Consider the following 16,890-nt stretch of genomic DNA (forward strand, 5'->3'; position numbering starts at 1 on the left):
GTGACACATTGGCGGGGTTTTTTATTAGTTGTTAATCCCGGCTGATAAAGTGTCCAAAGGGCAAAAGGAGAGCGTCGTGACAACGTCGTTAAAAGGTATCCTGTGCATGTGCTTAGGAGTTCTGTTCTTAGCGCTCGGTGATGCGGTATCGAAGTGGCTAGGCGAGGTCCATTCGCCGCTACAGATTATTTTCTTTCGTACGCTCGTGTCATTACCGCTCATTGCCCTGTTGGCGCATTTTGCAGGCGGATTGCGCAAGTTGCATACCAAGCGCCCCCGTGTACACCTTCTCAGAGGATTGATTTATACCGCCACGATGGTGTGTTTTGTCTGGGGGCTAACCCTGCTGCCACTCGCAGAGGCCACGGCAATCGCTTTTGTGGCGCCCTTGTTTGTAACGCTGCTTTCAGTGCCGTTGCTTGGCGAGCGAATCGATCCACCCGTATTAATAGCGTCGTTAGTTGGCTTTGCTGGCGTGCTGATTGTGGTTCGCCCCGGCGGTGATGCGTTCCAGCTCGGCACGCTAACCCTCTTGGGAGCGGCTTTCTTTTATGCACTGATGATGATCACTGCGCGGCGCTATGGTGCTCGGGAGCACCTGTGGGCAATGGTGTTCTACATGACGTTAGTGCCCTTTATCGTCACTGCTCTGAGTTTGCCCTGGGTTTGGCAAACCCCAGAGCCCTGGCACTGGCTTGGCTTTTTGGTCTCGGGTGTTTTGGGTATTGGCGCGACCGCGTTTATTACCCTGGCATTCCGCTTTGCCCCCGCCGCGATTGCTGCTCCATTTGATTACACCGCAATGCTGTGGGCGGTGCTGCTTGGCTGGTGGTTCTGGGGAGAGCTGCCAGATCTGTGGGTATGGGTGGGCAGTGTGCTGATTATGGGCAGCGGATTAGCAATTGCTTACCATGACCGCCGTACGACGCTGAAACCCCGCCCAACGGCGTAAAACGCGGCTGTTATTCATCGTCATATGTGTCAAAAGAGGCTTGTGGTCGTTACTTTTTGATCTGGGTCAGCAAAGTAGATAGCTGAGCAAGACAGGCTGTTTGAGCTGGTTATAATCCGGCTCTTTCATCACTGCGCACGCGCGCCATCGTCCTGATAACGGTGACTGTCTATGCAAGCTCCCGAATTACTCTCGCCTGCCGGTACCTTTAAAAATATGCGTTACGCGTTTGCTTATGGGGCAGATGCCGTTTATGCAGGTCAGCCGCGCTACTCTCTCCGGGTGCGTAACAACGATTTTAAAATCGATAATTTGCATCGTGGTATTGAGTACGCACATGCGCGAGGTAAGAAATTCTATGTTGCTTCCAACATTGCTCCGCACAACAGCAAGCTGACAACGTACCTACGGGATATGGAGCCTGTCATTGAGGCCGGTCCCGATGCGTTGATCATGTCAGACCCGGGCCTGATTATGATGGTTCGCGATCGCTGGCCAGATCAAGAGATCCACCTGTCGGTGCAGTCCAATGTCGTCAATTGGGCCGCCGCTCAATTCTGGCAGCGCCAAGGTATTCGCCGCATTATTTTGTCGCGGGAACTATCCCTTGAAGAGATTGGCGAAATACGCGCAGAGTGCCCAGGCTTAGAGATCGAAACCTTCGTTCATGGTGCGCTATGTATTGCCTACTCAGGACGCTGCCTGCTGTCTGGCTATTTTAATCACCGCGACCCCAACCAAGGCACCTGCACGAATGCCTGTCGTTGGAAATATAACACCATAGCAGCCACTCAAGATGATACGGGTGACCTGTTGCCAGCTCAGCACGTCGCTGAAACGGCGGTGGCCGACCAGGACGAGCTCTCAGCGCTGATCGAGGATGTCACTCGCCCTGGCAAGCTGATGCCTGTGTATGAAGATGAGCATGGCACCTACATTATGAATTCCAAGGATTTGCGTGCAGTACAGCACGTGGCGCGACTGACAGAAATGGGAGTAGCATCGCTTAAGATCGAAGGGCGGACAAAGTCTCATTACTACGTCGCACGGACCGCACAGGTTTACCGCCGCGCCATCGATGATGCCGTTGCTGGCCGCCCCTTTAATATGGGATTAATGGATGAGCTGGAGAACTTAGCGAACAGAGGGTATACCGAAGGCTTCTATCGCCGCCATGTTCACGATGAATTTCAAAGTTATCAGCAGGGTAGCTCCATCGGTGTGCACCAACAGTTTGTCGGTGAAGTGCTGGGCTACGATCCTGTTCGTGGCTGGTTAGACATCGAGGTTAAAAACCGCTTCGAAGTGGGGGATAGCATGGAACTCATGTTGCCAGGTGGCAATCACCGCTTCGTGCTTGAACACATGGAGAACGTTCGCGGCGAAGCCCAGCGCGCTGCACCTGGCTCAGGGCACCGAGTTCGCCTCCCCGTGCCAGGTGTTAGCATTAGCCCGGAGCAGAGTGAATTTGCGCTTTTAATGCGCGATCTTGATCCACCCCGAAAAGCTCAATTTGTATCGTTAGGCACTGCTATTAGCTAAACGCGTAGACATCCATCGCCAGTACGCCATGTTCCACGCTGTGGTGTAACTGAGTTCCATCTCCGCCTGCCCCCATGGCCACCAGTAAGGGCTGGAAGTGTTCTGGGGTCGGGTGGTTTTCCAGCGCTTTTGGAGCACGCTCCCAGTGAAGTAATGCCTGGCGATCATTGTCTTCAATATGTTCGCTAACCCACTGGGCAAACTCATCTACCCAGGCGGGGGCGGGGCTGTCCTGAGGCAGGGTTTCATATAAGTTATGGGTTAGGCTGCCCGAGCCAATAATCAGAACCCCTTCTTTTCGCAATGCCGATAGGCGCTCGCCGAGCGTGACTAGCGCGTCATTTTCCCAGCGCACAGGTAGCGACAGGGAAACGACCGGTACATTGGCCTCTGGAAACATCAGCGAAAGTGGTACCCAGGCGCCGTGATCAAGGCCGCGCTCAACGCGCTCAGCACCCAATAATACTGCAATTTGTTCCGCCAATTCAGGGTTGCCAGGGGCCGGATACTGGCACTCAAAAAGGGCTTGTGGAAACCCGCCAAAATCATGAATCGTTTCTGGTTGTGCGCTAGTACTGACCTTGAGCGTGAGGCTCTCCCAGTGGGCTGATACGACGACCACCGCGCGAGGGGAGAGGCGTTTTCCCAGCTCGCGTAGGAAAGCGTGGGCCGGCGTTTTATTCAGCGCCAACATGGGGGAACCATGGGAAATAAACAGGCTGGGTAGCATTTTAGTACCTCCGTTAGCCTATAGCGGGCTAATGATGCCCGCACAAGCCGAAGCCAATGCGGGCAGAGCGGTTAAGCGAATTTGCGGCTGACAACAGCGCTACCGCCACCTAGGCCTGCCTGTACCACCAGAGCAATCGCCCAGAAAATAGGGAATTCCCAGCCACCACCCGGGTTTGAGAACAGCCAGCCGTTACCCAGGTGTACCGAGGCTGCACCTAGCAGCACGGGTACTAGAGCAAGGCTTACCCAACGAGTATAGATGCCCAGTAAAAGTGCTAGGCCACCACCTACTTCGGCAGCAATGGTTAAGTAAGCAAGAACACCCGGTAAGCCCAGGGATTCAAAATAGCTGACAGTGCCTGGCAGGGTGAAGACAAACACCTTAAGCAAGCCGTGAGCTAAGGCCATTACGCCTAAACTGATACGTAGCAAGGCGGTGGCATGGAGGGTGAGTGGTGAAGTATTAGCAGTGGTCATAGCCGTCTCTCTTAGTCGCGAGCATCACGTTGGATGCGATAGTGCCACTTTACAGATGAAAGCCACTGAGATAATCCACTGTTAATGCACTTCACTGTTGCGATAAAGGCGACAATCCGAGCTCAATTTCCCATACTGGTGGGTCACCCCACGCCGCCGCTAATAACTCAATAAAGCGCTCTACTTTGGCAGGTAAATAGCGTCGGGCTGGATAAAGCGCATGGATGTCTAGCAACGCAGGCGGCAGATTCTGCAAAATCGGCACTAGGCGCCCGTTCGCAATGCTATCAGTCACTAAAAAGCTGGGCTGTTGCGCTATCCCTAAGCCTGCTTCAGCTGCATGCGTCAGCATATCGCCATTATTACTCTCTAGGGGGCCAGAAATACTAAGTAGTTGATGACCAATCCGCCAATCGCCACTGTTTTGGCCGCTTCGGTAGCGAAGGCAGCGGTGAGATGCCAAGTCTTCACTAGTCAGCGGCGTGCCATACTGGGCGAGGTAATCAGGTGATGCGCAAAACAGCATCCGGCACTGGGTGAGCCGTCGCGCCACTAAGCTAGAGTCGGGCAGGTTGCCAATACGAATGGCGGCATCGTAGCCCTCTTCCAGCAAATCAACGCGGCGGTCGTTTAGATCCAAACGCACCTCAAGCCCAGGGTGCGTTTGCATAAACTGTGCAACCAGCGGTGAAAGATAGCGTGTGCCGAAGCTCATCGGGCCATTGATGCGCAACTGCCCGCTCACCGTACTGGTGCCACTGCCGATTTCTGCCGCTGCCTCGTCCAAAGCGATCAGAATGCTTTGCGCACGAACGAGATAGCGTTCTCCCGCTTCAGTGAGGTGCAGCCGCCGGGTGGTGCGCTGAATAAGCCGAGCACCCAATGCCTCTTCAAGCGCCATCACTTGGCGAGATACCCGCGTGCGAGAAAGGTCTAGCGCCTCGGCCGCGCGGGTATAGCTACCCAGCTCAGCGACCTTTACAAACGCCGCGATATGGTCGAGCTGGGTCATTGCGCGTGGAATGCCTGTGCAGCCAGGCGGGGGTCTGGCTGACCACAAATAGCAGAAATAACCGCAACACCGTTTGCCCCAGCGGCTTTCACTTGAGCCATGTGTTCAGCTTTTAACCCGCCAATCGCGACGCTGGGAAGTTGGCAAGCATTGGCAAGCCGTGCCAGCCCATCAAAGCCAATTGGCTGGGCGTGGTCTTGTTTACTGCCAGTTGCAAACACGGGCCCTAAACCGACGTAATTGAGCAATTCGACAGGTGCCTCCTGAAGTTGGGCTGGGGTGTTAATTGAAAGCCCGATAATGGCGTGCTGGCCGAGAGTGGCTCGAGCTGCTTGAACAGCTGTGTCGCTTTGCCCGACATGTAAGCCATCCGCTTGGCTGGCGAACGCCACGTTCAGGCGATCATTAATGATCAGAGGGACGCCACTGCCAGCCAACATCGCTTTGAGACGTTTGGCCTGGGCGATCATGTGCTCGTCACTAGCGTGTTTATCGCGTAGCTGCACCATGGTAATGCCGCCCTGCACAGCAGCTTCAACGGTTTTTTCCAGACCCATGCCAGCGCACAGACCAGCATCGGTGACTAAATAGAGTGAAAGATCAAACGGCATGCACCGCCTCCCATTGAGCAAGAGTCGAAAGGTCGTCAGGGGATAATTGATACAGCGCATCCAATAGCGCCACCTGGAAACTGCCAGGGCCTTGAGCCTGCTCGCCTGCACGGCTTCCAGCGATGCTGAAACACGCCAAGGCGGCCAAGCTGGCCTCCAGCGGCTGCTCGCGGCTTGCGGCCACAAAGCTTGCCACCAGCGCACTCAATCCGCAGCCCAAGGTAGTCACGCGAGGCATGAGTGCGTGCCCACCTTTAAGCCGATAATGATCCGTGCCATCGGTGATGAAATCGCTCTCGCCAGTGACCGCCACCACGCAGCGATGTTGCTGTGCTAACGCAATGGCTGCGGTTGTAGCTTCTTGGGTGCTAGCAGTCGCATCGACTCCACGCCCTTGGCTGGCGAGTCCGTTAAGTGCCTGAATTTCTGAGGCGTTGCCACGAATAACGCTAGGCTGATAAGCCAGCAGCGTCTCGCAAACACGCAGGCGAAATGTGGTAGCACCAACAGCCACAGGGTCAAGCACCCACGGAATATGGTTTTCATGAGCAGTGCGCGCGGCGACTGCCATGGCGTCAGCCCAAGGGGAAGAGAGGGTGCCAATATTAATGGACAGCGCGCCAGAAATAGCCGTGAACTCCGCCACTTCTTCTTGGGCATGCAGCATGGCGGGGGAAGCACCTGTCGCCAATAGCAAGTTAGCGGTGCTATTCATCGCCACATAGTTGGTAATGCAATGTACCAGCGGTGTGGCAGCGCGCAGATCGCGGAGATAATCGCCGAGTGGGCGTGAAGGCATAATATCCTCCCGGCTGGGAGGTGATGCAGTTGCACCACGACTCCCTACGCCGGTGTTATCCGGTTCAGGTTCAAAGGGTGCTTCTCAGCCCGTTAAGCAAGGGCGCCCCTGTCGTGATGGTACTATCCTTGGCTTAGATCAATCTGTAAAGCCTGGGAAACGCTATGAGCAAATATCAACGAAACGAGATGCGTGTTCCGTAGGTGAGCATCTCATCAGGCGTTATCGCCTTACCCTCAACACCAATCATTTCATCGCCACACTGGTCGGCAAACGTAAGCACGCCATGAGTGAGGCCCAGCTGTCCAAGGGTGTCGCGAATCTCACCGGTGCCCAAAAACGTGCTGACATGCCCCTCAGCACTGGTTAAATCAGAAACACCGTTCGCGTGATGGAAGCGAACCTTATAGATACCATCCATTGATTCAACTTCCACAATCGGTGAAAAGCCATTGTGTATGGCATGGGCTAACTGCTTTAACGTTATGTGGTCACCGAGGGTCATATCAATCGCGGTCATGGAAAACTCCTGTGGGCGCCTCAAAGGTGGGGCATCGCTCATGTTGCGGGAACTGCTTTTTGTAAAGTTTATGAATAATAAGTGTAGGGGTTTTGTTTAGTATTGCCAGTGTGCTTAATGTGACACTGCGTTAGTGAATCCTACATGCTTGTAAGGGCTGGTATTATGGCTCTAAAGCCCCCATGGTAAGCGGTAAGTGAGGCTCAATGGATTCAATGATCAGCATTAGCGACAGGAGAGCAAAATGAGTTTTCAAGGCGAACAACATTCCGGAGTCGCGCCCGTAGCGCCGCAAACCCAAGGGTTTCGCTTAAATCACACCATGCTGCGGGTGAAGGATCCCGAACGTGCGCTAGCGTTCTACTCTAAGGTTTTTGGAATGCAGGTGCTACGCCGATTGGATTTCGAAGAGATGCAGTTTTCGCTCTACTTCCTAGCCAATCTCGAAAGCAGCGATAACGTGCCAGAAGACAGTCAAGCACGCACTGCCTGGACCTTCAGTCAGAAAGGCTTGCTGGAGTTGACGCATAATTGGGGCACAGAAGATCAGCAGGACTTTGCCTATCATGACGGTAACGCTGAGCCTCAAGGGTTTGGTCATATCTGCTTTAGTGTTCCTGACTTAGAAGCTGCCGAGGCATGGTTTGATGAGCATGAGGTGACGTTCATCAAGCGCGCGGACCAGGGCAAGATGAAAGACGTTATCTTTGTCAAAGATGCAGATGGCTACTGGATCGAAGTGATTCAGGCAGACCGCATGGCAGCCATGGGCGACTAATATGGCCCACTTGCTGTTTCGGCTACGCCACGTGACCGATGAAGAGGCGTTGGAAGTACGCCAATTGCTAGATGAGCAGGGCTTTGATGTCTATGAAACCCAGGCGGGCTTTTTTCGCCTGGGTGTCGATGCAATTTGGCTACGTAACACTGCTCAGCGCGAGGCCGCTGAAGCGGCATTGGCGGCGTATCAGGAAAAGCGTCAAGCTAAAGCACGGCGAGAGCACGAAGAAGCGGTTGCCAGTGGCAATGCACCAACATTATGGCGGCGCTTCCTCGCCCACCCCGTGCAAGTCGTACTGGTAATCGTTGCCGTGGTGCTGATCGCCCTATTAACGCTGCTGCCGTTTATTGGCTTGGTAGGCTAGATTTGTAAACAGTTTTGTAGATTAGCTGGGTAGCTTAACAGTGGCTAAGTGCCCGCGTTTTAGATAAAGCTGCACGCCTTCATTACCCGCGCGTAACTGAGGTGCCGCACCTACTGGGTAGCGGCACCAGCTGCCGGTAGCATATTCCTGCTCATCACTGAGCAGAGAGCCTTCCAGCACAAACAGCTCTAAACCACCGGCAAGCGGTGGATAAGACACTAGTGTATCGGCTTCCCAGCGCTCTAGGCTGACTCGCTCTGGGCCATACTGTTTTGAACTATAGGTGTGCAGCATTTTGTAAGTAATACCTGGCCGTCGGTCGGGCTGCCAGGGCAGCCTATGGGCAGGCACGGCCAGTTGCAGAATATCGTTTTCATCAAACTGGTGTAGCTTCACCAGAATAAGTGCGCCTTCTTCGCCTATTTGCGGGGTATGACCAGTGCCAATCGGGTTGCGTAAGTAGCTGCCTGCCGGGTAACGGCCATGCTCATCGGCAAAGACACCTTCCAGCACTAAAATTTCTTCACCACCACCATGAGTATGGCGGTTGAACTGGCTGTTGGGCGCGTAGCGTACCAAGCTAGTGGCTCTGGCGACTTCGTCGCCAATGCGGTCTAGCATCATGCGCTCTACACCCGCGCTGGGGGAGTCCACCCAATGGTACTGATCCGGCGTGACACTGGCAAAGTGGCTAAAATCGGCGTTCAGGCGCATGGTGTTGGCTCTTTGCAGGGGGGAATTTACAGAGATGAAAATTTACAGCAGTAGTGCAAGTCTCCCCATCCCTGGGACAAAATGCAACGCAAAAAAATACCGCCCTGCGGCGGTATTCAATAGTTAACTTTTTCGCTTAATGATCATGACCATGATGGTCGTGTTCATGAGCATGATCGTCATGACCCGGCTGAGCCAATGCTGAGTGCAGCACGTTCGCGTTATGACGCATCATGCCCAAGTAAGTGTTGGCTTCACCCTCACTCGCCAGCGCATCGGCATACAGTGTGCCAGCAATCGGCAGGCCAGTTTCTTCGGCAAGCTGATTAATGATTGCTTGGTTGGTCATGTTCTCGTGGAACAGCGCCTGCACGTTTTCCTGTTCGATGACATCCACCAGCGCGGCCATGCTGGCACCGCTGGGGTCAGCCTCGGTAGAAAGGCCGACAGGGGAAAGAAAGTTCACCCCATAAGCATTTGAGAAATAACCAAACGAATCATGGCCGGTAATCACGCTGGCCGAAGCGGGAATATCGCTCAGCAAATCACGAATTTCATGATCAGCCTCGTCTATTGTCGCTAAATAGCGCTCAGCATTCGCTTGATAACTTTCAGCATTAGCACTGTCTGCTTCGATTAAGCCATCGCGAATATTGGTAACGTAGACCTTTGCCTGCTGTAGATCCTGCCATGCGTGAGGGTCGTCATCACCATGGTCATGTTCACTGTGATCGTGCTCGTCGTGCCCGTGGCCATGGTCGTCGTGTCCATGATCGTCATGGCCGTGTTCTTCATGATCGTGTTTGGCAAAGGCGCGGGGTTGAATGCCGTTGGTTGCGGTGACCAGGGCACCCGTATAGTCGCTAGACTCAATCAAACGCTCCATCCAGCCCTCAAACAGCAGTCCGTTAAAGACCACCACATCTGCGCTGGCCAGCGCGCGGGCGTCGCCTGGGCTTGGCGAATAAACATGCGCATCGCCGTCAGGGCCGACAAGCGACGTTACGTCAACGTGCTCGCCGCCCACGTTTTCGACCATATCAGCCAAGATAGAGAAGCTGGTCACTACCTGAACACGGTCGTTAGCCATTGCCGCAGGCAATGCCAGCATGGCCGAAACACCCACCCACCAGCGCGATGAAGAGAAAAGCGACATATAACGCTCCTTCAAAAATAACAAAGAGTTATGACGACTGTTCAAGCGCCAGCGGCGTTGTCTTACGCCGCAGCTTAGCGGCTAAGCTGTGATAGCGGCCGAACAGTGCCGACAGTAGATAACCCACCCCAGCCAGCAGAATAATGCTCGGCCCTGACGGGGTATCAAGATGAAACGAAATCAATAGCCCGCCGGTACTGGCGATCATGGCCAATACCACGGCAATACCTATCAAGCCTTCCAGCCGCTTGCTCCAAAACCGCGCCGCAGTGGCAGGCAGCATCATTAAACCCACCGCCATTAACGTGCCCAAGGTTTGGAAACCCGCGGTTAAATTAAGCACCAATAGCCCTAAAAAAACGCTATGTACCCAGCTGCTACGGCGGCTTTGCCCGCGTAAAAACAGCGGGTCTAAACACTCCACGACCAACGCGCGGAAAATGATCGCCAAAATAATCACAATCAGTGTGCTGATAGAGGCAATGAGCAGTAGCGCAGTGGAGTTAATCGCCAAAATTGAGCCGAACAGCACATGGGTTAAATCCACGCTGCTGCCGCCCATAGAAATGAGTAATACTCCGGCTGCCAGCGAGATAATAAAAAAACTCGCCATAGCCGCATCTTCCCGCTGGCCGCCCATTTTTGACACGGCACCGGCAAGTAACGCCACCATTACGCCGAACAAAACGCCCCCGGCGCTCATCACCGGCAGAGAGAACCCTGCGAGTAAAAAGCCCAGCGCCACCCCAGGCAAAATAGCGTGCGCCATCGCATCGCCAATCAGGCTCATGCCCCGTAGCACCAAAAACACGCCCAGCGGCGGGGCAGCCAGCGAAAGTGCCAAGCCACCCACAACCGCACGTCGCATAAAGCCATAATCAAAAGGTGCAACAAACCATGCATCAAGCAGTGCCAGCATGACGACCTCCCAAAGCAAACGGCACTACCTTGGCCGATGCATGTTGGTGGCTAAGCGCACTAGGCGCGACCCAGCGACCATGGCCACCACTTAGCATCAAAACTTCATCGGCTAGGCGGCTCAGATGATCCATGTCGTGCAGCACAATAATGATGGTCACGCCTTCATCGGCCATTTGGCGCAAAATACGAATCAAGATATCCACCGTATCGCTATCTACGTTGGCAAACGGCTCATCCAGTAACAAAAGCTCCGCTTCCTGCATCAACGTACGGCCAATCAGCGCCCGCTGGCGCTGGCCACCGGAAAGCTCACCCAAAGGGCGGTGGGCCAAATGAGAAATGCCTAAGCGCGCCATGATGTCGCGACCCTTGCGATAATGCGCCGCACAGTAGCCTTTCAGCGCCCCATGGCTTGGCCAACTGCCGGTCATCACCAACTCTTCCACGCTCATCGGAAAGGTAAGGTCCAGAGCCAGTTGCTGTGGTAACCATGCGCGGCGTGCTTTATCAACGGTGCAAATCACTTTGCCGCTAATAGGCCGCAGTTCACCCATAATCGCCTGGATCAACGTACTTTTGCCCGCCCCGTTGGCGCCGATAAGCGCCGTAATAGCACCAGGTTTTATGTCACCATCGACATGCTCAAGCACCGTGCGCCCGCCTTGGGCAAGGTGCAAATCATGCAGTTGCAGGCGTGAAAGTGAACGTTCACTCATAGCGGCCACCCACTTGCCCACAAAACTAAACCCCATAAACCCAGCAGCGGCAGTGCCACTAGACCCAACCGCTTCGCGGCAGATAATGACATCAGCGAAAAATGACAAGGACCTTCCTTGTTATGGCGATGCATATGCTCACTCATTGAGTGTCCTCGCTAACCAATAAATAAGTTATAACATAACAATTGGCAAAACCAAAAAAGAGCCCGATATTTTACGCGCTCCTGGTGTGCTGACAATCCTGTTGCACTGACAATGTTTTTAACATGACCATGGTGTGCGGCGATTACTACGCGGCTAATAGCGCCAAGCAGCGCCAATTTGCTGGGGTGAGACAAGCAGTGCGTATTCACCGTTCAACGTGACAGGCCCAACTGAGAGGCGAGCAGGTTGAAAACGGTTAATTGCGCTAGAAGCCTGGTTGGGCTGCGTCCAAATCTGTAGCTCACTTACCAACATGCCGGTGGCAAAGTTCACGGCACCATCCCGTTCACGACCATCGGCGGCAATCACGGCCCCAGCCAGGCTATTGACCACCAGTGAACTAATGCGTGCATCAAACCCACGGCGCTCACGTTCTGCCTGAGCAAGCTCTAAGCCGAGTGCCTGTACACCGCTTAACTCACCACGTGCCTTCAAGCGCTCGTACTCAACCAGTGCCGCCTGATGCGGCTGCCGATCGGTCAGCATACCCCCGAGAGCCAGCGCCGACTTCACCACCCCCACCCGCGCATCAAAACGATCATCACGGCTGCTAGCCTCGCTTGACTGGTAAGCATTCAGCGCAAAACTCGCCGCATAAATGCCCGTCCAGCCTGCTTCCCACCACGCTGCGTGGTTCGCCCCACGCTCAAACACCTCATCGTAAGCCGACCAGTCAGCAGACGATTGCGCCTGAGCTTGCGTAAACAGCGTGAGCAGCACCAGCGCGGAAGCTGCCAACACACGAAACATCGGCATAGCGAATCACCCAAATAATAAAAAGTAACGCGAAGCGTAGCACGTTGAGCCAAAGGCGCTAGCGTGGAATCGGTGTGGGCTAAGTATGACTAAGGTCAATAGCGAGGTTGGGTAAAGAATGGTTAGATGGGAGGAAACTAAAAAGGAGCGCTGTCATGGATGATTTCTCACCGTCAGATCTTAAAACCATCCTTCACTCCAAACGTGCCAATCTCTACTACCTCCAACACTGTCGGGTATTGGTGAACGGTGGCCGCGTAGAATACGTCACCGACGAAGGCAGCAAATCCCGCTACTGGAATATCCCCATTGCCAATACCACCTCACTACTATTGGGAACGGGCACTTCGATAACACAAGCGGCCATGCGTGAACTTGCCAAGGCAGGTGTGCTGGTTGGGTTTTGCGGTGGTGGCGGCACGCCACTATTTGCTGCCTATGAAGTCGATGTGGATGTTGCTTGGCTGACCCCGCAAAGCGAGTACCGGCCCACGGAGTATCTCCAATATTGGGTGCGCTTCTGGTTTGACGATGCCAAGCGTCTGGATGCCGCCAGGGCATTTCAGCAGGCACGCCTTACTCGCATTGAAGCGCTCTGGACAAATCGCGTGATGAAAGACGCTGGCTTTAGTATTGCCACTGATCACCTGCACAGCGCACTTGCCCACCACCGTGAAGCGATCAGCAAAGCACCGAGCACCGTCGATTTACTTACCCTTGAGGCCCGGCTCACCAAAACGCTTTTCAAGCTGGCCGTGAATGCTGTCGACTACGGTGATTTCACCCGCGCCAAGCGTGGCGCAGGCACTGATCCTGCCAACCGCTTTCTTGATCACGGCAACTACCTCGCCTATGGCCTAGCGGCGACCGCCACCTGGGTATTGGGCATTCCCCACGGGCTTGCGGTACTGCACGGTAAAACCCGCCGGGGTGGGTTGGTGTTTGATGTAGCGGATTTGGTGAAAGACGCGGTGATCCTGCCCCAAGCGTTTATTTCCGCCATGCGCGGGGACGAAGAGCAGGAGTTTCGCCAAGCATGTATTGAGCGCTTAACGCGCACCGAATCTCTCGACTTTATGATTGATACGCTAAAGGAAGTCGCCCAGGAGCTGGGGCAAGAACTGGGGAGCAGTGACGCATGAACGTGCTGCTGATTTCCCAGTGCAATAAAAATGCACTCAAGCAAACTCGCCGTGTTCTCGATCAATTTGCCGAACGCCGCGGTGACCGCACCTGGCAAACGCCTATTACCCAGGCAGGATTGGATACACTGCGCAAACTGTTGCGTAAAACTGCCCGTAAAAATACCGCTGTTGCCTGCCACTGGATTCGTGGCCACGATCAAAGCGAACTGATGTGGGTAGTGGGGGATGCGTCGCGGTTTAACATCAATGGCGCAGTACCAACTAATACCACTGCAAGAGATATCCTTCGCCGCCGCGATGAAAACGACTGGCATAACGGTGAAGACATTTTATTGCTCACAGCAATGGCTGCGTTACTCCACGATCTGGGAAAAGCCTGCGATGCCTTTCAGCAGCGGCTGAAAGGCAAGCTGGAAGGGCGTAATTTATACCGCCATGAGTGGATATCACTACGCCTATTCCAAGCGTTTGTAGGGGGTGACGACGACGCCACGTGGCTTGCACGCTTAGCCGAAGGCCAATACCAAGAACAGCAGTGGCTAGAAAATTTAGAACGCGACGGGATAGATAAATCCACGTCTACAGTGTTTAGTTGTTTACCTCCGCTGGCTGCTGTGCTGGGTTGGCTGGTGCTTAGCCACCACCGGCTACCTTTAAAACCGCCGGAAAAAGATGGTGAAAAAGAAATGCGCTGGGGCAGAGGAAACTCACCACTTCAGGCAGAACAGCTGGGCGGCTTATTTGCTTCTATTCATGCCGAGTGGAACGAGATTCCTGAGACGCAAGACCCTAAACGCATCGCGCCTTACTGGCGATTCAGCAGCGGATTGCCTGTCACAACATCGCGCTGGCAAAAGCGGACAGCGGTAATCGCGAAGCGACTGCTGGCGCGTTTGCCACAAAGCGGGAACTTGCTGGAAAGCCGCTACGTTATGCACTTAGCCCGGCTTAGCTTAATGCTGGCCGACCACCACTACTCAAGCCTTGAAGACTTACAGCATCGTGTGCGCGGCGAACCCAACTATCCGTTAATTGCCAATACCGTGCGCAAGACAGGGCAGCCCAATCAGCCGTTAGACGAGCATATTTTAGGAGTTGAGAAACACGCGGCAGCGGTTGCCCGTGCACTACCCAGCGTAGACAGCCACTTACCCCGTTTAGCGCGCCATAAAGGCTTCCGTAAGCGCAGTAGCCACCCACGCTTTCGCTGGCAGGATAAAGCTTTCGACCTTGCTCAATCGCTAAGGGAGCGCAGCCAGCGCCAAGGCTTTTTTGGCATTAACATGGCGTCCACCGGCTGCGGTAAAACCCTCGCCAATGGCCGTATTATGTATGCTCTGGCCGACCCCCAGCAGGGCGCGCGCTTTAGCATCGCGCTGGGGCTGCGCACGCTAACCCTTCAAACTGGCCAGGCTCTACGTGATCGTTTGCATTTGGGTGAAGACGAACTTGCCGTGCGCGTGGGTGGCAGCGCTAATAAAGCCCTGTTTGAACACTACGAGCAAGAAGCCGAAGCTAGTGGCTCGGCGTCTAAGCAAGCGCTGATCGAAGAAGATGCTCACGTGGTGTTTGACGGCAATTTTGATAGCCACCCGGTACTGCGTCGTTTGAGCGATGAGCCGGGCACTCGCGCGCTGATCGCCGCGCCCATTTTGGTATGTACCGTTGACCATCTAGTGCCTGCCACGGAAAGCACACGCGGCGGGCGGCAGATCGTGCCCATGCTGCGCCTGATGAGCAGCGATTTAGTGCTCGACGAAATCGACGATTTCGATATCAACGACCTGCCGGCGCTTACCCGGCTAGTCAATTGGGCGGGGCTGCTAGGTTCACGGGTATTGCTGTCATCGGCCACCTTGCCGCCTGCGCTGGTGGAAGGTTTGTATGAAGCCTATCGCAGCGGTCGGGAAGCCTTTCAGCGCCACCGGGGCGAACCGGGTTTGACGGTGGATATTTGCTGCGCCTGGTTCGACGAGCACGACCGCCAGCATGAAAACTGTGCCAGTAGCGAGACCTTCAAGGCCGCGCATCAGGCCTTTGCCAAGCATCGGTTAGAGCGCCTCGCCAAAAGCCCGGTGCGCCGCCGCGCGGATATTTTAGCGTTGCCATCGCTGGGTAAACGCCCGGAAGAGATAAGGCCAGCCATTGCTACCCTACTGCGTGAGAATGCGCTAGCACTCCACCAGCAGCATCACTCCGTTGACCCACATTCGGGTAAACGGGTCAGCTTTGGCTTGGTTCGCATGGCTAATATTGATCCCTTAGTGGATGTTGCCAGGGCGCTGTTTCAGCAGGGCGCGCCGGAAGGTGTGCGCATCCACCTCTGCGTTTACCACTCCCGACACCCGTTGGTGATGCGCTCTGGCATTGAGCGCCGATTAGACAAAACACTGCAACGGGCGGAGCCTGATCGCGTTTTCCAGCAGCCGGATATTCGTCGCCTGCTAGATAGCAATGAAGAAAGCGACCACCTGTTTATCGTGCTTGGCTCGCCGGTAACGGAGGTGGGCCGCGACCACGACTATGATTGGGCCATAGTGGAGCCTTCTTCTATGCGCTCGATTATCCAACTGGCGGGCCGAGTACGCCGACACCGCGAGCAGGTGTGTGAATCGCCCAATATTTTGCTGCTCGATACTAACCTCAAACATTTAGAGCAATCTGGAAAGCCTGCCTTCCACAAACCTGGCTTTGAAACAGATCTTCAATGGCGGCTAAGTAGCCACTCGCTTAGTGAGCTGTTAACGGAAGATGAGTACAAGGTGATTGATGCCCGCCCCCGTGTGCTGGCAAGGGAAACGCTGCACGCCAAAGATAGCCTGGTAGACCTGGAGCACGAACGGCTACACCAACTAATGATCGAACAGCCCGCCGAGCCGTTAACCAAAAAAGAGCTACGAATCGGCAAAACGCCTAAGCCGCCACCCTTAGGAGCCTATAGCTGGCATGTGATGCCGCAACTGCATTTAACTGGTGTATTGATACAGCGCGACCCATTTCGCAAGCAGCTCGAATCTGAAATAACGCTAGCGTTGCTGCCTGATGAGAGCGGTGAAACCTGGACGCTACACCGCGTAGACGATGGCGCAAGGCGTGGTGAAAAACTCTACGTTCCGGTGGAAGAGAGTCTTCTGGTGCGGGTAGACCTGGCAAAAGAGCAGGGCGAGCGGATACAACCCTGGGGCGCAAGCGACTACTTAACAGCTCTGGCCGACTTGGCTGAAGACCTGGATATCTCCCTGGATCGCGCCGCCCGTACCTTCGGCACGGTAACGGCCTCGGCTAGAAGCCAGCGGTGGGGGTATCACCCGGTGTTGGGGTTTTGGCGGAGCAAATGACATTAAACATACTTTTAGTATCCGCGCTGTCATTAGCAAGCCAGGAAAGACTTGGGCAATGAGAGCATAAGCTTACAAACTGTTGATCTTCTTCATGCCAAAGAATACTAAAGATGTGGTCGCTGTGATTTATCATCATTTCTATGC

17 protein-coding genes and 1 riboswitch are annotated in these 16,890 nt (G+C 54.5%); of the genes, 6 read left to right on the plus strand and 11 right to left on the minus strand.

Annotation, left to right across the window (positions count from 1 at the left end; translation table 11 throughout):
• The first annotated feature begins 76 nt into the window (after positions 1-76).
• Together ACN06F_RS01045 and yegQ are read left to right on the plus strand one after the other, a co-directional pair.
• Positions 77-952 carry a DMT family transporter gene (locus tag ACN06F_RS01045; RefSeq protein ID WP_038480413.1) on the plus strand — a complete coding sequence of 292 codons (876 nt, stop codon included), beginning with the start codon at positions 77-79 and terminating at the stop codon, positions 950-952.
• 171 nt (positions 953-1,123) lie between these two features.
• A complete protein-coding gene (gene yegQ, locus ACN06F_RS01050) occupies positions 1,124-2,494 on the plus strand; it encodes a tRNA 5-hydroxyuridine modification protein YegQ (RefSeq protein WP_038480416.1) in 1,371 nt (456 codons plus the stop codon).
• Here yegQ and ACN06F_RS01055 read toward each other — a convergent pair.
• The 6 genes from ACN06F_RS01055 to ACN06F_RS01080 all read right to left on the minus strand — a co-directional run bounded on the left by ACN06F_RS01055 (position 2,487) and on the right by ACN06F_RS01080 (position 6,645).
• Positions 2,487-3,224, minus strand: coding sequence for a DODA-type extradiol aromatic ring-opening family dioxygenase (locus ACN06F_RS01055; RefSeq protein ID WP_433924509.1), 738 nt, complete (start codon positions 3,222-3,224; stop codon positions 2,487-2,489). The two genes, yegQ and ACN06F_RS01055, sit on opposite strands and share 8 nt — an antisense overlap.
• Positions 3,225-3,295: 71 nt before the next feature.
• The gene (locus tag ACN06F_RS01060) at positions 3,296-3,703 is read right to left on the minus strand and encodes a DoxX family protein (RefSeq protein WP_038480423.1); all 408 of its coding nucleotides are present in this window, start codon (positions 3,701-3,703) and stop codon (positions 3,296-3,298) included.
• A gap of 91 nt (positions 3,704-3,794) precedes the next feature.
• Positions 3,795-4,715, minus strand: a complete 921-nt coding sequence (locus ACN06F_RS01065; RefSeq protein WP_433924510.1) for a LysR family transcriptional regulator — start codon at positions 4,713-4,715, stop codon at positions 3,795-3,797.
• Entirely contained in the window at positions 4,712-5,326 is a 615-nt protein-coding gene (gene thiE / locus ACN06F_RS01070; protein ID WP_433924511.1) for a thiamine phosphate synthase, read from the minus strand. The genes ACN06F_RS01065 and thiE overlap by 4 nt, the downstream gene beginning before the upstream one ends.
• Positions 5,316-6,125, minus strand: a complete 810-nt coding sequence (gene thiM / locus ACN06F_RS01075) for a hydroxyethylthiazole kinase (protein WP_038480428.1) — start codon at positions 6,123-6,125, stop codon at positions 5,316-5,318. Before thiM ends, thiE begins: the two co-directional genes overlap by 11 nt.
• A gap of 24 nt (positions 6,126-6,149) precedes the next feature.
• A riboswitch (TPP riboswitch) is annotated at positions 6,150-6,245 on the minus strand.
• Positions 6,246-6,300: 55 nt separating this feature from the next.
• Positions 6,301-6,645, minus strand: coding sequence for a hypothetical protein (locus ACN06F_RS01080; RefSeq protein WP_038480431.1), 345 nt, complete (start codon positions 6,643-6,645; stop codon positions 6,301-6,303).
• Between the two features lie 244 nt (positions 6,646-6,889).
• On the opposite strand from ACN06F_RS01080, the gene gloA reads away from it, so the two are divergent.
• Both gloA and ACN06F_RS01090 read left to right on the plus strand, forming a co-directional pair.
• Positions 6,890-7,423, plus strand: a complete 534-nt coding sequence (gene gloA, locus ACN06F_RS01085) for a lactoylglutathione lyase (protein WP_095604377.1) — start codon at positions 6,890-6,892, stop codon at positions 7,421-7,423.
• Between the two features lies 1 nt (position 7,424).
• Positions 7,425-7,790 (plus strand): DUF6164 family protein, encoded by a 366-nt coding sequence (locus ACN06F_RS01090; RefSeq protein WP_038480437.1) that lies wholly within the window; start codon positions 7,425-7,427, stop codon positions 7,788-7,790.
• Positions 7,791-7,811: 21 nt separating this feature from the next.
• Here ACN06F_RS01090 and ACN06F_RS01095 read toward each other — a convergent pair whose 3' ends face one another.
• From ACN06F_RS01095 to ACN06F_RS01115, 5 genes are all read right to left on the minus strand, one after another.
• The gene (locus ACN06F_RS01095) at positions 7,812-8,504 is read right to left on the minus strand and encodes a cupin domain-containing protein (protein ID WP_287705680.1); all 693 of its coding nucleotides are present in this window, start codon (positions 8,502-8,504) and stop codon (positions 7,812-7,814) included.
• A 136-nt stretch (positions 8,505-8,640) separates the two neighbouring features.
• A complete protein-coding gene (locus ACN06F_RS01100) occupies positions 8,641-9,660 on the minus strand; it encodes a metal ABC transporter solute-binding protein, Zn/Mn family (RefSeq protein ID WP_433924512.1) in 1,020 nt (339 codons plus the stop codon).
• A gap of 28 nt (positions 9,661-9,688) precedes the next feature.
• A complete protein-coding gene (locus tag ACN06F_RS01105; protein WP_009723865.1) occupies positions 9,689-10,579 on the minus strand; it encodes a metal ABC transporter permease in 891 nt (296 codons plus the stop codon).
• A complete protein-coding gene (locus ACN06F_RS01110) occupies positions 10,563-11,297 on the minus strand; it encodes a metal ABC transporter ATP-binding protein (RefSeq protein ID WP_038486467.1) in 735 nt (244 codons plus the stop codon). Before ACN06F_RS01110 ends, ACN06F_RS01105 begins: the two co-directional genes overlap by 17 nt.
• A gap of 300 nt (positions 11,298-11,597) precedes the next feature.
• On the minus strand, positions 11,598-12,260 hold the full coding sequence (locus ACN06F_RS01115; protein ID WP_433924513.1) for a hypothetical protein: 663 nt from the start codon (positions 12,258-12,260) through the stop codon (positions 11,598-11,600).
• 155 nt (positions 12,261-12,415) lie between these two features.
• Between ACN06F_RS01115 and cas1f the strand changes: the two genes are divergently transcribed.
• On the plus strand, positions 12,416-13,402 hold the full coding sequence (gene cas1f, locus ACN06F_RS01120) for a type I-F CRISPR-associated endonuclease Cas1f (RefSeq protein ID WP_433924514.1): 987 nt from the start codon (positions 12,416-12,418) through the stop codon (positions 13,400-13,402).
• Positions 13,399-16,743 (plus strand): type I-F CRISPR-associated helicase Cas3f, encoded by a 3,345-nt coding sequence (gene cas3f, locus ACN06F_RS01125; protein WP_433924515.1) that lies wholly within the window; start codon positions 13,399-13,401, stop codon positions 16,741-16,743. Before cas1f ends, cas3f begins: the two co-directional genes overlap by 4 nt.
• The last annotated feature ends 147 nt before the right edge of the window (positions 16,744-16,890 follow it).

Source organism: Vreelandella sp. 21 (assembly GCF_050995515.1).
Lineage (GTDB): Bacteria > Pseudomonadota > Gammaproteobacteria > Pseudomonadales > Halomonadaceae > Vreelandella > Vreelandella alkaliphila.

Coding starts and splice junctions, on each gene's coding strand:
- yegQ (WP_038480416.1), top strand. CDS start 1,124: ATGCAAGCTCCCGAATTACTCTCGCCTGCCGGTACCTTTAAAAATATG.
- ACN06F_RS01055 (WP_433924509.1), bottom strand. CDS start 3,224: ATGCTACCCAGCCTGTTTATTTCCCATGGTTCCCCCATGTTGGCGCTG.
- ACN06F_RS01060 (WP_038480423.1), bottom strand. CDS start 3,703: ATGACCACTGCTAATACTTCACCACTCACCCTCCATGCCACCGCCTTG.
- ACN06F_RS01065 (WP_433924510.1), bottom strand. CDS start 4,715: ATGACCCAGCTCGACCATATCGCGGCGTTTGTAAAGGTCGCTGAGCTG.
- thiE (WP_433924511.1), bottom strand. CDS start 5,326: ATGCCGTTTGATCTTTCACTCTATTTAGTCACCGATGCTGGTCTGTGC.
- thiM (WP_038480428.1), bottom strand. CDS start 6,125: ATGCCTTCACGCCCACTCGGCGATTATCTCCGCGATCTGCGCGCTGCC.
- ACN06F_RS01080 (WP_038480431.1), bottom strand. CDS start 6,645: ATGACCGCGATTGATATGACCCTCGGTGACCACATAACGTTAAAGCAG.
- gloA (WP_095604377.1), top strand. CDS start 6,890: ATGAGTTTTCAAGGCGAACAACATTCCGGAGTCGCGCCCGTAGCGCCG.
- ACN06F_RS01090 (WP_038480437.1), top strand. CDS start 7,425: ATGGCCCACTTGCTGTTTCGGCTACGCCACGTGACCGATGAAGAGGCG.
- ACN06F_RS01095 (WP_287705680.1), bottom strand. CDS start 8,504: ATGCGCCTGAACGCCGATTTTAGCCACTTTGCCAGTGTCACGCCGGAT.
- ACN06F_RS01100 (WP_433924512.1), bottom strand. CDS start 9,660: ATGTCGCTTTTCTCTTCATCGCGCTGGTGGGTGGGTGTTTCGGCCATG.
- ACN06F_RS01105 (WP_009723865.1), bottom strand. CDS start 10,579: ATGCTGGCACTGCTTGATGCATGGTTTGTTGCACCTTTTGATTATGGC.
- ACN06F_RS01110 (WP_038486467.1), bottom strand. CDS start 11,297: ATGAGTGAACGTTCACTTTCACGCCTGCAACTGCATGATTTGCACCTT.
- ACN06F_RS01115 (WP_433924513.1), bottom strand. CDS start 12,260: ATGCCGATGTTTCGTGTGTTGGCAGCTTCCGCGCTGGTGCTGCTCACG.
- cas1f (WP_433924514.1), top strand. CDS start 12,416: ATGGATGATTTCTCACCGTCAGATCTTAAAACCATCCTTCACTCCAAA.
- cas3f (WP_433924515.1), top strand. CDS start 13,399: ATGAACGTGCTGCTGATTTCCCAGTGCAATAAAAATGCACTCAAGCAA.